This is a genomic window from Pectobacterium versatile, from assembly GCF_020166435.1.
GTDB classification, from domain to species: domain Bacteria; phylum Pseudomonadota; class Gammaproteobacteria; order Enterobacterales; family Enterobacteriaceae; genus Pectobacterium; species Pectobacterium versatile.
In genome coordinates this window covers 97,559-113,690 of the sequence record NZ_JAINZP010000011.1, presented here as the reverse complement: position 1 = coordinate 113,690, position 16,132 = coordinate 97,559, and the positions used below count along the sequence as shown (strand labels likewise).

13 protein-coding genes and 3 pseudogenes are annotated in these 16,132 nt (G+C 40.6%); 9 read left to right on the top strand and 7 right to left on the bottom strand.

All coding sequences use genetic code 11. The features are described 5' to 3' along the window. Nucleotides 1-21: 21 nt before the first annotated feature. Complete coding sequence (gene tssB, locus K7X24_RS14235; RefSeq protein WP_224555441.1) at nucleotides 22-525, bottom strand: type VI secretion system contractile sheath small subunit; 504 nt, start codon at nucleotides 523-525, stop codon at nucleotides 22-24. Between the two features lie 1,193 nt (nucleotides 526-1,718). On the opposite strand from tssB, the gene K7X24_RS14230 reads away from it, so the two are divergent. Together K7X24_RS14230 and K7X24_RS14225 are read left to right on the top strand one after the other, a co-directional pair. Continuing rightward, complete coding sequence (locus tag K7X24_RS14230) at nucleotides 1,719-2,198, top strand: Hcp family type VI secretion system effector (RefSeq protein WP_010296476.1); 480 nt, start codon at nucleotides 1,719-1,721, stop codon at nucleotides 2,196-2,198. Between the two features lie 71 nt (nucleotides 2,199-2,269). After that, nucleotides 2,270-2,611 carry a hypothetical protein gene (locus tag K7X24_RS14225; protein WP_010296465.1) on the top strand — a complete coding sequence of 114 codons (342 nt, stop codon included), beginning with the start codon at nucleotides 2,270-2,272 and terminating at the stop codon, nucleotides 2,609-2,611. 388 nt (nucleotides 2,612-2,999) lie between these two features. Here K7X24_RS14225 and K7X24_RS22105 read toward each other — a convergent pair. Together K7X24_RS22105 and K7X24_RS22100 are read right to left on the bottom strand one after the other, a co-directional pair. Beyond that, nucleotides 3,000-3,505, bottom strand: a pseudogene (locus K7X24_RS22105) (DUF4225 domain-containing protein). Between the two features lie 352 nt (nucleotides 3,506-3,857). Further along, nucleotides 3,858-3,935 (bottom strand): annotated as a pseudogene (locus K7X24_RS22100) (toxin-antitoxin system HicB family antitoxin); the annotation flags it as partial. A 267-nt stretch (nucleotides 3,936-4,202) separates the two neighbouring features. Here K7X24_RS22100 and K7X24_RS14215 point away from each other — a divergent pair. From K7X24_RS14215 to K7X24_RS14190, 6 genes and pseudogenes are all read left to right on the top strand, one after another. After that, nucleotides 4,203-5,353 (top strand): IS3 family transposase gene (locus K7X24_RS14215; RefSeq protein ID WP_224555439.1). Its coding sequence is split into 2 segments (ribosomal slippage): nucleotides 4,203-4,461 and nucleotides 4,461-5,353, totalling 1,152 coding nucleotides; the frame shifts between segments, so codons are not numbered across the junction. 21 nt (nucleotides 5,354-5,374) lie between these two features. Continuing rightward, nucleotides 5,375-5,497 (top strand): annotated as a pseudogene (locus K7X24_RS14210) (ferric citrate ABC transporter ATP-binding protein FecE); the annotation flags it as partial. Between the two features lie 901 nt (nucleotides 5,498-6,398). Next, a complete protein-coding gene (locus K7X24_RS14205; protein WP_224555437.1) occupies nucleotides 6,399-7,424 on the top strand; it encodes a hypothetical protein in 1,026 nt (341 codons plus the stop codon). Next, complete coding sequence (locus tag K7X24_RS14200; protein WP_224555436.1) at nucleotides 7,421-8,188, top strand: gamma-glutamyl-gamma-aminobutyrate hydrolase family protein; 768 nt, start codon at nucleotides 7,421-7,423, stop codon at nucleotides 8,186-8,188. Before K7X24_RS14205 ends, K7X24_RS14200 begins: the two co-directional genes overlap by 4 nt. 22 nt (nucleotides 8,189-8,210) lie before the next feature. Beyond that, nucleotides 8,211-9,176: a nucleoside-diphosphate kinase gene (locus K7X24_RS14195; protein ID WP_224555434.1), complete on the top strand. Its 966-nt coding sequence runs from the start codon at nucleotides 8,211-8,213 to the stop codon at nucleotides 9,174-9,176. A gap of 32 nt (nucleotides 9,177-9,208) precedes the next feature. Next, nucleotides 9,209-10,408 (top strand): MFS transporter, encoded by a 1,200-nt coding sequence (locus K7X24_RS14190; protein ID WP_224555432.1) that lies wholly within the window; start codon nucleotides 9,209-9,211, stop codon nucleotides 10,406-10,408. A gap of 4 nt (nucleotides 10,409-10,412) precedes the next feature. Here K7X24_RS14190 and K7X24_RS14185 read toward each other — a convergent pair whose 3' ends face one another. The 3 genes from K7X24_RS14185 to K7X24_RS14175 form a co-directional block, all read right to left on the bottom strand. Continuing rightward, a complete protein-coding gene (locus K7X24_RS14185; RefSeq protein ID WP_224555431.1) occupies nucleotides 10,413-11,594 on the bottom strand; it encodes a MalY/PatB family protein in 1,182 nt (393 codons plus the stop codon). A 50-nt stretch (nucleotides 11,595-11,644) separates the two neighbouring features. Beyond that, on the bottom strand, nucleotides 11,645-12,196 hold the full coding sequence (locus K7X24_RS14180; RefSeq protein ID WP_224555429.1) for a GNAT family N-acetyltransferase: 552 nt from the start codon (nucleotides 12,194-12,196) through the stop codon (nucleotides 11,645-11,647). A 266-nt stretch (nucleotides 12,197-12,462) separates the two neighbouring features. Beyond that, nucleotides 12,463-12,687 (bottom strand): hypothetical protein, encoded by a 225-nt coding sequence (locus K7X24_RS14175; RefSeq protein WP_224555427.1) that lies wholly within the window; start codon nucleotides 12,685-12,687, stop codon nucleotides 12,463-12,465. A gap of 56 nt (nucleotides 12,688-12,743) precedes the next feature. Between K7X24_RS14175 and mutS the strand changes: the two genes are divergently transcribed. Beyond that, a complete protein-coding gene (gene mutS / locus K7X24_RS14170; RefSeq protein WP_224555425.1) occupies nucleotides 12,744-15,308 on the top strand; it encodes a DNA mismatch repair protein MutS in 2,565 nt (854 codons plus the stop codon). A gap of 57 nt (nucleotides 15,309-15,365) precedes the next feature. On the opposite strand, the gene nlpE is transcribed toward mutS, so the two are convergent. Further along, entirely contained in the window at nucleotides 15,366-16,061 is a 696-nt protein-coding gene (gene nlpE / locus K7X24_RS14165) for an envelope stress response activation lipoprotein NlpE (protein WP_224555423.1), read from the bottom strand. Between the last annotated feature and the right edge of the window lie 71 nt (nucleotides 16,062-16,132).

Genomic DNA, 16,132 nt, shown 5'->3' with positions numbered 1-16,132 from the left:
TTTATTTCCCTATTTCGTCAATTATTCGGCGGGTTTTACCAGATCGAGCTCTTTCAAAAGCTGCTCTCTGGCTTCTTCGCTGGACAACAGATCCTGCAAACGATTACGGAATGAGGGAATATTGCCGAGGGGGCCTTTCAGCGCGACCAATGCCTCACGTAAATCAAGCAGCTTACGCAGTTCAGGCACTTGCTGGGCGATGCGGTCAGGGGAGAAATCATTCAGGCCACTGATGCTCAGCTTCACCGGCAGATCGTCCTGACTTTCTTCTTCAAGGCGATTTGGCACACTGAAATTTAGCTCCAGATTTGCTTCTTTCATCACAGAGGTAAAATTGTTTTTATCGATCGATACCGTCTGACGTTCTTCGATCGGCGTTTCCTCTGTGCGACCTTTCATATTTCCCACGATCATCAGCGTCAACGGCAATTCTATTTCCGCCTGCTGACCACCAGTGGCCGGAACATATTTAATATTAATACGTTCCTTTGGTGCGACAGATGCACCATCAGTTCCTTTTGCCATGTGTCTATACCAACGTAAGGGCGCTTGGGCCCGGAGAAGTAAAGTCGATTCCTACCAAAGCCTGCCATAGCCCATAAGAACAGCAGTGATTCGGCAAACAAATAGTACATTTGTTTTTCGACCAGCGAGATGAAATAAATTAAAAACGAATTAAAAACCATAATAAAATCGTAATATTACGATTTATCGGTGTAAAAAATTCACACCAAAAAGGAAGTAAAATACATTCATATTTTGAGTTTAGATCATACACACAACACAAACACATGGTCAACGCTTATATAGCAGAGCAACTAAATAGAATCGATAAAACAAAAATAACATAAAAAACAATAAGTTAAATTAAATAAAAGTAAAAATAATCATAAAAAAACAAAATAAAACACTGAGTTTCAATTAACGGAAAAGGAATATATTTTGCGCCTTTTAATTTCGTTAAAAACGAAATACTTAATACGCTAACAAAAATAAAAATCTATATTTACCTTGTTCATTTTAATTTAATAAGGAAATTTAATCTCTATTTTTTACTTTTGACAGAACAAATACCTATATCACTTAAAGAAACTATTTATTTGTTAAGGTATAAATATTAGATAATTTAGCAATCATTTATTTTTTAATTAAAATTTTCAGTTTTTTATACTACAAAACATAGCATAATAAGAATTGTTATCTAAATTATACAATTTATAATTATTTCATAACAAAAATTATCAACAATGGCAGTGAAATGAGCTTTTCAACGACGATTTCTGGTCAAAGAAATGGCCATTTTAGGCAGGAAAATATTCAGGCTACATGTGAGCGTAACAAAGGGGGGAGTGCCTTTATTATTTGATATTTGATGTACAACCAGACCTGTTGAAGTACGTACATGGCCTACGTTAATATTCATTTTCCCTAGGTTTTGTTAAACGGCATGATCCTCGGGCCTTCATTGATAAATGCATGTTCTACTAATCGGATGCACCACCTTTTTTGGTTTTCCGCTGGTCTACATTTTTCTTCGCACCAGAATCCATCTCACACAAATAATAACAACAGAAACTATATTAAATATAATTATTAGAATGATGAACATACTATAATAGCAGCTAATTGACTCACTGACTAAAAAATGCAGAAATTACCCTCCCATAAGGAAAAAGGATTTATGGGGCAGGATTATAGACAACATTAAGGAATGGATAATGGCAAATTTGATCTATCTGAAACTCACCGGTATCAAACAAGGTCTAATCTCTGCGGGCTGTTCAAGTGCAGACTCGATTGGCAACAAATATCAGATCGCTCATGAAGATGAAATTTTTGTTTATGAGTTAATGAATAGAATAACTCGACAGGATAATGTTGCTCTCAACCCCGTAGAAATAAGAAAGCCAATAGATAAAGCCACCCCACTTATTGCCCAGGCATTAGGCGATAACGAAAAACTAACCTGTGAATTTCTGTTTTACAGAACATCACAATCCGGTGGCAACGAACTCTATTTTAAAATGGTGCTGAGAGATGCGGTTATCAATGACATTCAGTTTTTCTATCCTAACTCATTGACACATAATGAAACCCAGCCACAGGAAAGTATTTCGTTCAAATTTGCATCAATCGAATGGGAGCATGTGGTAGCAAGAACCAGTTCTTTCCTCTTATGGACTGATTCGACTTACTAATACATAATTGATGGGCGATAGTGTTAAAATGTCTCTACGCCCTATCAAACACAATAAAATCGGGATAAAAAATGAATGATCAGGAAATGGAAAAAGAACTTTTAGAGAATGGTTTCTCTCAGAAAGATATTAACTTCATGAGAAAAATAATCTCTCGTGGTGAGGATAGTGAAGAGACACTACAAAATCTGACTCATACATTACGAGCACGGTTCTATAATGGATGCTTTTTGTTTATTGTTATAATTTCTGCATTTACCATTAATTTTATTTTTAATACACCGGTTGATTCAGTTGAATTCTTTGTTTATTTTTTTGTCATGATGCTTTCTCTTTTTTTAGTTTATCACATAGGGCCAATGAAGTTGGCGTATAAATCATATAGACTAATAAAGGCGAAGAAATATGAATGACCAAGAGATAGAAAAAGAGCTCTTAGAAAATGGTTTCACTCAGGGGGATGTTAATTTCATGAGGAAAATAATCTCTCGTGGTGAAAATAGTGAAGAGACATTATTGATGTTAACACACACGTTAAAAAGCAGATTTCACACTGGATGTTTTTTATGTATCGTTCTAATCACTATACTTATAACAACCCTGATTATAAAATATGACATTATTGTCATCTCGGTATATTTTTTATTTACACTTATTTTTATTTTTCTAGTCTATTATCTTACCCCAATGAACTTAGCATATAAATCATATTCCTACCTAAAGAGAAAAAGTAAGATGGGCTGAGTCAGCCCATTAGATTAAAGAGAATCATCTTTATATATATCGGACATTATCCGTATCTTATTTCCAGCCCCAACCATCTTCAGCATCAGCGATGCTCTGCTCTGCTCTGCTCTGCTCTGCTCTGCTCATCGTATTTATTTTTCTATAATAATCACTGGAAATATATCTAAAAAGCCGCCAGGCATCAGGTTTTTGTGTTAATTTTACGATACCATAGAATGAAGTGACAAGATCGACTGAGTGATAAGCCAACAGGCCTGATTTTTTATCAAACCCCAAAAATTCTGCTGTACGTATATAGCCAGACTTCATAAATCCGACGCTATTATCACGACCAATAAGATGTAAAAAATTTTCCATAGATGAACTTACGCCGTTTAATACAATATGAGCACCAATAAATTTACCGACGAAAGATGTAGCGCTGCGATAACACCAACTCCAGAAACAACCTGTGCACCACCAACCATCACACCGATTGCATTTATTGTATAACCAATTTCCTTCTCTCTTTTCTCCATGTTGATGGTAATAAATACTTTGGCTTTTTCAAGAGAAAGCATTGTTCCCTGCTTTTCAATATTGGCACACTCTTCCTTGATGTTATTAATAGCAACCTGACATTCTGATGAACTACTGGCATTTCTAACGATGTCCAGATTTCTATTAGAAAAACGCCGAATTTCATCCTCAAATTTTGCTTTAAGAAAAAGATCGTTAATATGGCGGGATGATACAATTCTGGCCGTTTTCATTAGATCAAACGCGGCGGCCTGAGCCATAGCCAAAAAATATTGATTACTAACACTATTTCTATTTAGGTAGTTGTCCATATTTCGCATCCTTTGCGTCAAAGAACATTGATAACCACCAATACCATTCCCTTGGTTATCTGTTCTGCTAATCAGCTAACTTTCAGCCCTTCGGCTCAATCCCCTGCCTTCTCAACTCCTGACGGGCAAGCTCTTTGAACCCATTGCCGAGACTAACACCTTATTTTACTACAGCAATCTTACCCTATGAATGATTGCGGCATTAGGCAAAAATGTCACCCATTATAAGCTCAACAACATTGATTGCTTCCCGATTGTACTCAATCTTCGTTTTATTGACCTTATACCTCTTCATGGCAAACTTGCGAGCCGCCTCGCGCGTTCGAGCAATAGTGGAAAAATCGGATACGCATCCCTGTCTCTGATCTTACCCGCCAATAGTGGACACGTGACTAAGTGAGTAAACTCTCTACCAGAGGTAGCTCACATGACAAAATCCGTATCAACCAGTAAAAAACCACGTAAGCAACATACGCCTGAATTTCGCAACGAAGCCCTCAAGCTTGCAGAACGCATCGGTGTTGCTGCCGCTGCTCGTGAACTCAGTTTGTACGAATCCCAGCTCTATAACTGGCGTAGCAAGCAGCAGAGTCAGACAACCTCCTCTGAGCGAGAGAGTGAACAGGCAGCAGAGATTGCCCGCCTCAAGCGCCAACTGGCGGAGAGGGATGAGGAGCTGGCCATTCTCCAAAAGGCCGCGACATACTTTGCAAAGCGCCTGAAATGAAGTATGTCTTTATCGAAAAACATCGGGCTGAGTTCAGTATCAAAGCCATGTGCCGGGTACTGCGGGTCGCCCGCAGCGGTTGGTATGCCTGGCGCGGTCGCCGCCATCAGGTCAACTCGCGTCAGCGGTTCCTGCTTGTCTGCGATGATGCTGTCAGCAAGGCATTCAATAACGCCAAACAGCGGTACGGTGCCCCACGACTGGCTGATGAGCTACCGGAATATAACGTGAAAACCATTGCTGCCAGTCTGCGCCGTCAGGGGCTGCGAGCAAAAGCTGCCCGGAAGTTCAGCCCGGTCAGCTACCGGGAGCACGGCCTGCCTGTGTCTGAAAATCTGCTGAAGCAAGATTTTATCGCCAGCGGCCCGAATCAAAAATGGGCGGGAGATATCACTTACTTACGTACAGATGAAGGCTGGCTGTATCTGGCGGTGGTCATTGACCTGTGGTCGCGTGCCGTTATCGGCTGGTCGATGTCATCGAGAATGACGGCGGCGCTGGCATGTAATGCACTACATATGGCACTGTGGAGACGTAAACGGCCTCAAAACGTCATAGTTCACACTGATCGTGGCGGTCAGTACTGTTCAGCAGACTATCAGGCCATGCTGAAAGGCCATAATCTGCGAGGCAGTATGAGCGCAAGGGGATGCTGTTACGATAATGCCGGCGTGGAAAGTTTTTTCCACTCACTGAAAGTGGAATGTATCCACGGTGAGTACTTTGCCAACCGGGAAATAATGCGAACGGCGGTGTTTAATTATATCGAGTGCGATTACAATCGGTGGCGTCGTCACAGCGCCTGTGGCGGTCTCAGCCCGGAACAGTTTGAAAACCAGAACCTCGCTTAGGGCTGTGTCCACATTACGTAGGTAGGATCACAGGGCTCGCCACACGAAGTCATGAAACCAGAATTACTACAACGGGTATTCAGCATCGATGCAGAGATCCATGCCGAGCCAGTCTCAGGCCAGCCGATGTGCGTAGTGCGGTGAGTGCGGGTCATGTTTTTTATCCAGCATCCGTGGGCATAACCTCCTCATAAAAATATTTATGCCCCCTCAAAAATAGCCTTGTTAGCAATGAGCCAGCGAAAGCACTACTCTACGTACATTACTTCGAATCAATACAGGTAGTAGGAACAGCATCATGGCGATGAGCTCAAACCATCAGGGCTAAATAATTTATATGGACACCGACCCAGTGCAAACACGGGAAATCTTTTTCTGACAAAGCAGTCACACACCTATCCAGCGTCGTGAGTTCTTTTTCCGCGTCTTCTCTCCCTGATGATATCTCATTTATGTGCTGATATTACCCAGACTCGTTATTTATTTCGGTAACATGGTCGTTAATAAGAAGAGAAATTGGATAATCATGATAATTATTTTCATTGAATTAAATAATATGGAAATTATATTGATGCACATTAGATAAGCTAAAACACATATAATATAATTATCATACTAATGAATTCGTAGTGCTAAAAAAATTATTTCTTTTGGAAGGATATTGATTAACAAGAGAGACAATTTTCCTGACATCTTCGGCGGTAAAGCATGGAGGAATAAGGATAAAACATCCTCCAGCAGTCAATAGCCTCTCGCTTGAAGCGTTTATACCGTTTAAAAGTAAGTCCTGAGCGTGTAAAAAAACCGCATGGTCATGTACATGCATCATTACGTATTCCTTGTAGAGTGAATGCTTGTAACTTATTGTAATGCATAGTCTTAATTAAAGTTAATTAGAATATTCAGTATAGCATATAGTCGGCCATAATTTACTGTCATAAAAATGCAAAAAATGTGACTCAAGCAGTTTTAATGCTGTAGCAGGGCGCTATAAAATCAGCATAGATTTTTAGGAGAATGAAAATAAACAAATAAAAGGTAGTGTATGAAAAACACATGCTTCGATTTTATGTTGCCGAATGGAATATCCATTGATCTAAATTCTTACATTGAACCTCTTGGACTGCTACCCAATGATATTATCATTGCATCAGGTACGCTGGTTGAGGGGATAGGAAATGAATATTCAGACATCGATATTTATGTAATCACTGATAGGTATAAAAAATCCAAAAAAATGGATATATCTAAATATTTCAGAGTGATAAGCACAACAAAAGAAATACTCAAGGATGGTGATGATGAAGATATTTTACTTATTCATCTTCCCGTTGAGAAAACCGGAATTAAAGTTGATGTGGAATTTAAAACTTTCAGCGAATTAGAAACCATGCAAAAAACGCTGATTGATAACTATAATTATGCTATGAGCAATCATATTCTCTTAACAAAAGAGATGCCTGAAAGACATCTTTCGTTCATTCATAGAATTCATCATTGTATCTGCATCTATAATGAACCTGGGTTTAAAAATCTTCGTGAAGGATTTAATCAATCTATTATGCGATATTATTTATATCGCCTGAATGCTTCCGATTTCTCAGACTTACTCGATATTTCTGGTGCTTGGAAAAAAGGTGAACTAGAAAGATGTTTTGATCTGGCAAGAGAGAACCTAATAAAACAAATGTTAGCTTATCTCTGTTTGATTGGAAATACAGACTATAAAAGGAAATGGATCTTAACGCGCTTAAAACAACTCAATGTTGAAAGCTCTATTCGTGATAGATTTATTGAATTGTTTTTGTGCAAAAACGTCTCATCAATCAATCAATACATATTAGACACAGTAGATTTTATTGATGAGATATATTCACTTTCAGCACAATTTTTTGAAAAAACGGAAGATAAATACTTTCCTACAACTTTACAAGTAATGAATTGGTTAAGTAATGAAAAAGATCATTGTCATGAAAAGTATGAGCATGTAGAAATTGAATATCGTATGAAGGCGTATTCCAAAACCTCGTCATGGTCAACGATCAATTTTATTGATGGTACGATTATATGAAAACTCCAGTTATCGGCGTTCTTTGCTGTGCAAGAATGATTGATGATGATTCGGATCTACATCATGTTGTTTTTAAAAGTTATCTGGATTTTATCAAAAAAAAATTGAACGCAGTACCACTACTCATACCTGCTATGTCAACATGTTTTGATTCATGCTATGCGAAAAATATTATTGATAGGATTGATGGGGTTTTCTTACCAGGATCGCCAAGTAATGTTTCCTTAAGAAAGGATACAAAAGGAATAAATGGATTTCTTGAGGAAGATACAAATGGCATCAATGATTTAGCTCGTGATTATACTGCGATGAGTTTAATTGAATACGCTTTAAAGGTTGACAAACCCATTCTAGGTGTCTGCCGTGGTTTTCAAGAAATTAATGTTTTTTTTGGTGGTGATTTATATAAAGAATTACATAAAATTCCAGGGAGAATAGATCACAGAGCAAAAAAAAGCCCTTCACTTTATGAAAAATATGCACCAACACACAGTATTTCTCTGTGTGATAACTCTCTTATTAAGCGTTTATGTTCTGGCAGTGAAGTGTCGGATATATGTCATGTTAACTCCCTTCACACTCAGGGAGTGTCCATTCTGGGCAATGGACTTAATATTGAATGCACTGCGAGTGACGGCACGGTTGAGGCTATAAGATATCCAAACGCATCTTTTGTGTATGGGGTTCAGTGGCACATGGAATGGTTACGCTCTCCAATAGATGAAATAATAGCTGATGAATTTCTTAGATGTTGCATTAATTAATATGTGATAAGGAATAATTACAATGAGTATTAAAATAAACCAAAAGCCTACAGACAAAGAATGGAAGTCATTTACAATATTTGGTTCCAAGAAAAATAGCTTTTCAACGGAAACATATTTTCGAGAAAGCTATTTTGATGGCTATCAAATACTCGGCGACCAGTTTCTTAATATTATTACTCGGACAGCCGTTGTTGTCCTTAAACCTGAGGTTTTTGCAGCCAGGAGAGCTATGGATGTTATCCGCTTGATTGAAAAATATGATTTTAGAATAAAACTAGGGCTCTCGGTAAAGTATAATCGACACAAAATAAGAGAAACATGGCGCTATCAATATAGTGAAGCCACAATTGATAGAATGTGCCTGGTTGATCATCTATATTGTCTGGGTGATGCGCTTGTATTATTTTTTGAAGATACATCAAGAGAAATATCGATGCCTGCAAGTGCAAGGCTTCATAAACTAAAAGGCGCATCAGAAGAAAGACTTCGTACTGCAGAATCATTACGTAGCATTATTAAAATACCTAATGGTGTAATACGTTTTTTTCATATACCTGATGAACCTGCAGATATCATTAGGGAAATTGGTATCCTTTTCTCTAATTCAGAGAGAGTCAGTTTATACCAGTCTCTAAAGGAAAAAAATCCAACTAACTTAGAAAACATAAATATACTTATTGATAATCTAGAAAACCAACATCCTAAATATGATTTCAGCCTTAATAAGGCATGGTCAAATGTACTATCATTCGCTTCAGGGAACGTTCAAAAAAATAATATCTATGCCCTAAAGGAGAAAATAGAATCAGGAGATGTAACTGGATGGGAGGACGTCTATAATCTTTTATCCTCAATGGGATGTAATATATATGATATTTTATCTATTGCATCATGTGCGATTAAGCAGGATGTTGATTATGAGTTTCACCTGATAGATGGTGATGCACTGAGAGGATGGGACTCTTCTTATTTTAAAAAAGTTTAAATTATGAACATATAAAATAAAAAAGGTATATCATGAATAATATTTTTGGTTTCTTTATTGGGAGTTCTGCTCTTTCATTATTAGGTATTGAGGTTTTTCACATAACTCTACCTTTATTAGTGCTTGCACTAGGGTTTTCACCTATTGAGGTTAGTTGGTGTATTTTTTCTTTTTTCCTTCCAGTTATAATCGTTAAAATAGCATCATCAACGTTTATTGAAAAAGGAAGTAAAATTAAAACATTAAAGATAGGTGAATATGGAAGGTTATTTATTGCATTCTCCCTCGCTTTGATTTTATTTCTATCAAAAGAATTAAACTTAGTGTTTATAGTTTCCATTTCATTTTTATTTGGAATATTTACGGTATTTACTGAAGTGGCTGAACCTGTTGTACTTAAGTCATTATTGAATAACAAACAATCAGCTAATGCATTATCTACATATGAAATACGCACGAGATCGGTACAATTACTGGCACCGGTGTTATGTGGTTTTTTAATTTCAATAAACTTATTCACTCCTTATTTAATAGTCGGTATCATTTCTATTTTTTCACTTTTCTTACTATCAAAAATAAAAATCCAAGAATCTCTATCTAAAGATAAAAATAAAGTTTACTTAAAGGATGATGTTTCTTATGCGATTAAATGGCTAAAGAAAAACAAATTATTTTCTTTAATGATAATATTGACTTCAATTAACAACCTTCTTCACCCTGTGTTATACTTATCAGTCATTTTCTCCTTGAGTGAGAAGAATGCTGGTTTCGAAATTACTGGGCTGATACTTTCAGGTCTTGGAGTGGGGGGGATTGTTGGTAGTCTGATGTCTAAAAAACTAATAGACAACATTCCATTACGGACTATTGTGTTATATATAAATATTTTTAGAGTAGCTATTTTCTCTGGTTTCATTATTATTGACTCTCCTCTTGGAATTTTCTCCCTATTTGTTCTCAAGGCCATTTTGGGCGGGGTATGGAATGTTAGTTATAATATTTTCACTATAAAAGAAATGCCCTTAGAATTAGCAGCAAGAATATCAGCAATAAGCGGAACTTTAATTAAGTTAAGTGCAGGTGCAGGTAGTCTAGGTGCTGGATATATGCTGAGTTTAATGGGTGTTGAAACCACTATCATTGTGCTTGTTATTTTTACTTTATTTATGCTACTTTGTTCATTTATGTATAAGGATGAGTATATTCGGTTTGAGAGTGAATGTTTAAAGTAAATATTCATATGGAACTTTTACTTCTCAACCTTCTTAAGACTCTAATTATTTTTAACAAGGCTATAGACAGGTCTTTTTTCTTGCAGGCAATATTAATTCTTATAAATCCGTTTCCACTTTCTCCATATAGAGATCCACTGTTTACAATTACGCCAGCTTCTGTACGAAGTATTTTGCAAATAGTATCACTACTTAAATTTAAGGACGAGCAGTCTATCCAACATAGAAATGTTGCCTGCAGATTAGTGATAGTACAACATGGAAGATATTTGTTAAACATATTAGTTAGTAAAATATAATTCTTATGAATGTAAAGTTTTAAAAATTCTAGCCACTGTTCTGACTCATTATATGCAGCAATAAGAGCATCAATTGCGAATACATTGATATCACTAACATCATTTACTCTAAGTTGTTTCTCTACGCAGGATCTAATTGTGATGTTTTTAATAATTATATTAGCTATTTTCAGGCCAGAGAGATTGAATGCTTTACTCGGTGAAACGCATATAATTGAGAGACAATTTGCATTTTCAGGCATGCTATCAAAAGGAACATGATTTATTTCCTTGTAAACGAAATCACAATGAACCTCATCGGAGATGACTATTACACCATGCCTGTAACAAATATCCCCTATTCTAATTAATTCGTCTCTCGACCATGCTCTCCCTGTCGGATTATGTGGATTGCAAAGCAAAAGTACTTTGGTCGATATATCAGCTGCACATCGTTCAAGATCGTTGAAATCGATGGTGTATTTACCTTTCGAATATTTTAATAAAGTGGAAATTTTGTGGCATCCAGCATTTGTTATGCTGGTAAAGAATCGATTGTATGCTGGTTCCATAACAATGATTTTATCATCAGGATGGGTTATTGCCTTAAGCGTTGCTGATATTGCGGGTAAAATACCCGTTGTATATAGTATCCATTCTTTTTTAATGTGATAGTGATAACGCCTTTCAAACCAACTTATAATTGATTGATAATACACATCTGGAACCTGAGAATAACCAAAAACCCCATGTTTAACTTTATTTGATAGTGCATTCAATATAGCAGGTGAAGCAATGAAATCCATGTCAGCTAATGATAACGGAAACGCATTATGTGTAACCTCATCAGCCCATTTATGTGAATTACTCTCTCGCCTATCAATAAAAATATCGAAATCATAAAACATATATGACATCCTTTTAAAAGATATGATATTACATAAATTAATATACTGATTTAATTTATTTTAATCCATTGATCTCTTGTGATTCTATAGAGAGTGTGACGTTCAAGGTCAGGACGTTTTTCAAAGCTAGGATGAATAAACTCCTCCCCAGTTTTTTTCATTCCAATTCTAATCATAACTTTCCGTGATTGTTTATTAGCTAATGTTGTATAAGAATAAATCTCCGAAAGTTGAAGCTCATCAAAAGAAAATTTTAGGGCTCTTTTTGCGGCCTCAGTCGCATAACCTTCCCCCCAATACTGGGACAATAAACGCCAACCGATTTCTATCAATGGCGCGTGGGGTATACCACTCTGAGCATCTTGTTCATGTAGTCCAACAAAACCGATAAACTCACCGGAATGTTTTAACTCTACAGCCCATGAGCCCCATCCCCTAACAGTAATAATATTCTTTAGTCTTTCGATTTGGCTATAGCACTCCTGTTCAGAAAGCATTGCTGGGAAATACCTCATAACGTCAGGATCTGAAACCAGTTTTTTATAAATGGGATAGTCATCATCACGCCATTGTCGCAAAATCAATCTATTTGTTTCTAACATTCTTTTACCTGGATTTTTTAGGTGATATTGAAGATAAAACAAGAATACCGTTAAATTTAATACTGGCAAATATTAATACCTAGATATGTGATAAAACACGTTTTAGCTCCACATACTTGTTAATATTTCCTGATTATTGGCTCTATTAAAAAATTAATGCAAAGCTAAATAGCTTCGTATATTACCGGCACTGATGGCTACGCGTTATGGTTTCGTATCACGACAGCCAGAGTAATTCGATTGTATTCAACCTTCGCTTTATTGAATTAATACATCAGGTAAACCTGCGAGCCGCCTCGCGTACTTGAGTAATCGTAGAAAAATCGGATACGCATCCCTGTCTCAGTCTGGTAACGTCGCCATGACGTCAAATCGCAGCCATCAATGGTAAGATAGCGCATTCGCGGGTGATGTTTTTCATCTGCCAGCCAGTATACTTCTGGCATTCCATTTAAATGCTCAGGTGACGCGCCATCAGTAAGGTTTGCCATCAAACCCAGTGCCATCACCTGAACGAACAAAAGCGTTAAGACTGAGTAAAATCAATATGAAAGATTCTACCGACAAGGATTTCACTGCCCACACACCAATGATGCAGCAGTACTTTAGGTTAAAGGCTGAACATCCGGAAATCCTGCTGTTTTACCGCATGGGCGATTTTTACGAGCTGTTCTATGACGATGCCAAGCGGGCTTCCCAACTGCTGGATATTTCGCTGACGAAGCGCGGTGCCTCCGCTGGTGAACCGATACCGATGGCTGGCGTTCCTCACCATGCCGTTGAAAACTACCTTGCCAGATTGGTGCAAATGGGTGAATCCGTCGCTATCTGCGAACAGATTGGCGATCCAGCCACCAGCAAAGGTCCGGTAGAACGCAAAGTTGTACGTATCGTCACGCCAGGAACCATCAGCGACGAAGCGCTATTGCAGGAAAAGCAGGATAACCTGCTGGCAGCGATCTGGCAGGACGGACGGGGATTCGGTTATGCCACTCTGGACATCAGTTCTGGGCGCTTTCGTGTCAGTGAACCCGCCGATCGTGAAACCATGGCGGCCGAACTGCAGCGCACTAACCCAGCGGAATTACTCTACCCCGAATCCTTTGAGTCCATGGATTTGATAGAAACTCGCCATGGGCTTCGTCGTCGTCCGCTGTGGGAATTTGAACCTGATACGGCACGCCAGCAGCTCAATCTACAATTTGGCACCCGCGATCTGACCGGCTTTGGCGTAGAGCAGGCGAAGCTTGCGCTACGGGCAGCCGGATGCCTGCTGCAATACGCGAAAGACACCCAGCGCACCTCGCTGCCGCATATTCGCGGCATTACGATGGAACGCCAGCAAGACGGCATCATCATGGATGCAGCCACCCGCCGTAACCTTGAACTGACGCAAAATCTGTCCGGCGGGGTGGAAAATACGCTGGCAGCGGTGCTGGACTGCACCGTGACGGCAATGGGCAGCCGGATGCTGAAGCGCTGGATTCATATGCCCAGCCGCGATATTGAGGCACTCAAACAACGTCAGCAGGCTATCAGCGCGTTGCAGTACATCACGCCCGATCTGCAACCCTCTCTGCGACAGGTCGGCGATCTGGAGCGTATTCTGGCGCGACTCGCGTTGCGCACGGCACGCCCACGCGATCTGGCACGTATGCGCCACGCTTTCCAGCAGTTTCCCGATATTCGTGAACAGCTTGCGCCACTGGATACCGATTCCGTGCGTCGTCTGGTCAGCCTGATTGGGCAATTTGATGAGTTACGTGATTTATTGGAACGCGCGGTTGTCGAAGCACCGCCCGTGCTGGTACGTGACGGCGGCGTTATCGCACCGGGCTACCATGCAGAGCTGGATGAGTGGCGCGCGCTGGCTGACGGTGCCAGCGATTATCTGGACCGTCTGGAAATTCGTGAACGTGAAAAGCTGGGGCTTGATACGCTGAAAGTCGGCTTCAACGGCGTGCACGGTTATTACATTCAGGTCAGCCGTGGTCAAAGCCATCTGGTGCCGATTCACTATGTACGTCGCCAGACGCTGAAAAATGCCGAACGCTATATCATTCCCGAGCTAAAAGAGTACGAGGACAAGGTTCTGACCTCGAAGGGCAAGGCGCTGGCGCTGGAAAAAGCGCTCTACGATGAGCTTTTCGACCTGCTGCTGCCTCATCTAGCCGAGCTTCAGCAAAGTGCAGCCGCGTTGGCCGAACTGGATGTTCTGACGAATCTGGCCGAACGCGCCGATACGCTGAATTACGTCTGCCCGACGCTGAGTGATAAACCCGGCATCAAAATCACGGGCGGTCGTCACCCTGTCGTCGAACAGGTGCTTCGTGAACCGTTTATCTCTAACCCTCTGTCGCTGGCACCACAGCGTCGCATGCTGATTATCACCGGCCCCAACATGGGCGGTAAAAGTACTTATATGCGTCAGGCCGCACTGATTGTGCTGATGGCGCACATCGGCTGCTTTGTGCCTGCGGATCAGGCGGTCATTGGCCCCGTCGATCGTATTTTCACTCGTGTAGGAGCCGCGGACGATCTGGCCTCTGGCCGCTCTACCTTCATGGTGGAAATGACAGAAACGGCGAATATTCTGCACAATGCCACGGAAAACAGTCTGGTATTGATGGACGAAATCGGCCGCGGAACCTCAACCTATGACGGCCTGTCGCTGGCATGGGCCTGTGCCGAAAATCTGGCGAACCGCATCAAAGCGATGACGCTGTTTGCAACGCACTACTTTGAACTGACCACTCTGCCGGAAAAAATGGAAGGCGTAGTGAATGTGCATTTAGATGCGCGCGAACACGGCGATACCATCGCCTTCATGCACAGCGTACAAGACGGCGCAGCCAGCAAAAGTTACGGTCTTGCCGTCGCCGCACTGGCTGGTGTCCCGAAAGAGGTGATTAAGCGCGCACGCCAGAAACTGAAAGAGCTGGAAACGTTATCGAATAATGCGTCATCCAGTCATATTGACGGCGCGCAGCTGGCTCTGCTGAGCAATGATGAGCCGTCGCCGGCGATTGAAGCGCTGGAAGCCATTGATCCGGATGCACTCACGCCACGCCAGGCGCTGGACTGGCTGTATCAGCTAAAGAAAATGCTTTAACGCGTAATCGATAGCAAAAAGGCACTGAAATCAGTGCCTTTTCTTTTTAACGCTGTATCAATCGATCCGCATATCACAGTTTTCACGCGCGTTCATATGTGCTTTATCGCTGCTGTTAGGGACCACCGCTTTCACCATCTGCCCTTCTTCCATCGACGGGACAATAGCAAAATGCGCGGTAAAGGAAACCAGCACAGGTTCACCCGGAGCTGTCATCGTGCGAAGATACTGCCTTTCCAGCACAATATTATTTACCACAACAAACGTTTTCCCTGTCGCGCAGTCAGAGAAGGTCGCAGCATCTGCCAGATAGCGGTACATGCCTTTCATCGACATCGGCGTATCCGGCAATGCCTGCTCGGTCGCCGTCAGTTGGCGAGGGAGAGAAGAATTGATGGGCAACCCTTGTTGATCCAGCATTTCAAGGGTGTTATCAACTGGGCGGAAGTAACGTTTTTCGCCCGCGCTATCCGTCAACACCAGCTTGTCTGCGGTGCGTCGCCATTGCCCATAGGAAGCAAACGTGTTGTTGCCCTCTCGCGTCGTTTGATACTGTTCACGCAGAACAAAAGTCCCGTCTTTTTCCAAAAACAGTGACGTATCAATCCCTCCGCAGTCCGCACAGGGTAAAACGCCACGATAACTTTGCGCCATTGGTTTAAGGGGTTCTTCCTGAACTTGCGAGCGGGTATGACACCCGATCAACCCAGAAATCCCTGCAATCAACAGCACACCGATAGCCAGTTTTTTCATCATTATTTTCCTGCCGTCTCTGCCCTGTTTTTATCGTTCTGACTCAACGATCTGGAATATATCCAATCTGT

Excerpts from the sequence above, each read along its gene's own strand:
- tssB (WP_224555441.1), bottom strand. The coding sequence starts at position 525 with ATGGCAAAAGGAACTGATGGTGCATCTGTCGCACCAAAGGAACGTATT.
- K7X24_RS14230 (WP_010296476.1), top strand. The coding sequence starts at position 1,719 with ATGGCAAATTTGATCTATCTGAAACTCACCGGTATCAAACAAGGTCTA.
- K7X24_RS14225 (WP_010296465.1), top strand. The coding sequence starts at position 2,270 with ATGAATGATCAGGAAATGGAAAAAGAACTTTTAGAGAATGGTTTCTCT.
- K7X24_RS14205 (WP_224555437.1), top strand. The coding sequence starts at position 6,399 with ATGAAAAACACATGCTTCGATTTTATGTTGCCGAATGGAATATCCATT.
- K7X24_RS14200 (WP_224555436.1), top strand. The coding sequence starts at position 7,421 with ATGAAAACTCCAGTTATCGGCGTTCTTTGCTGTGCAAGAATGATTGAT.
- K7X24_RS14195 (WP_224555434.1), top strand. The coding sequence starts at position 8,211 with ATGAGTATTAAAATAAACCAAAAGCCTACAGACAAAGAATGGAAGTCA.
- K7X24_RS14190 (WP_224555432.1), top strand. The coding sequence starts at position 9,209 with ATGAATAATATTTTTGGTTTCTTTATTGGGAGTTCTGCTCTTTCATTA.
- K7X24_RS14185 (WP_224555431.1), bottom strand. The coding sequence starts at position 11,594 with ATGTTTTATGATTTCGATATTTTTATTGATAGGCGAGAGAGTAATTCA.
- K7X24_RS14180 (WP_224555429.1), bottom strand. The coding sequence starts at position 12,196 with ATGTTAGAAACAAATAGATTGATTTTGCGACAATGGCGTGATGATGAC.
- K7X24_RS14175 (WP_224555427.1), bottom strand. The coding sequence starts at position 12,687 with ATGGCAAACCTTACTGATGGCGCGTCACCTGAGCATTTAAATGGAATG.
- mutS (WP_224555425.1), top strand. The coding sequence starts at position 12,744 with ATGAAAGATTCTACCGACAAGGATTTCACTGCCCACACACCAATGATG.
- nlpE (WP_224555423.1), bottom strand. The coding sequence starts at position 16,061 with ATGAAAAAACTGGCTATCGGTGTGCTGTTGATTGCAGGGATTTCTGGG.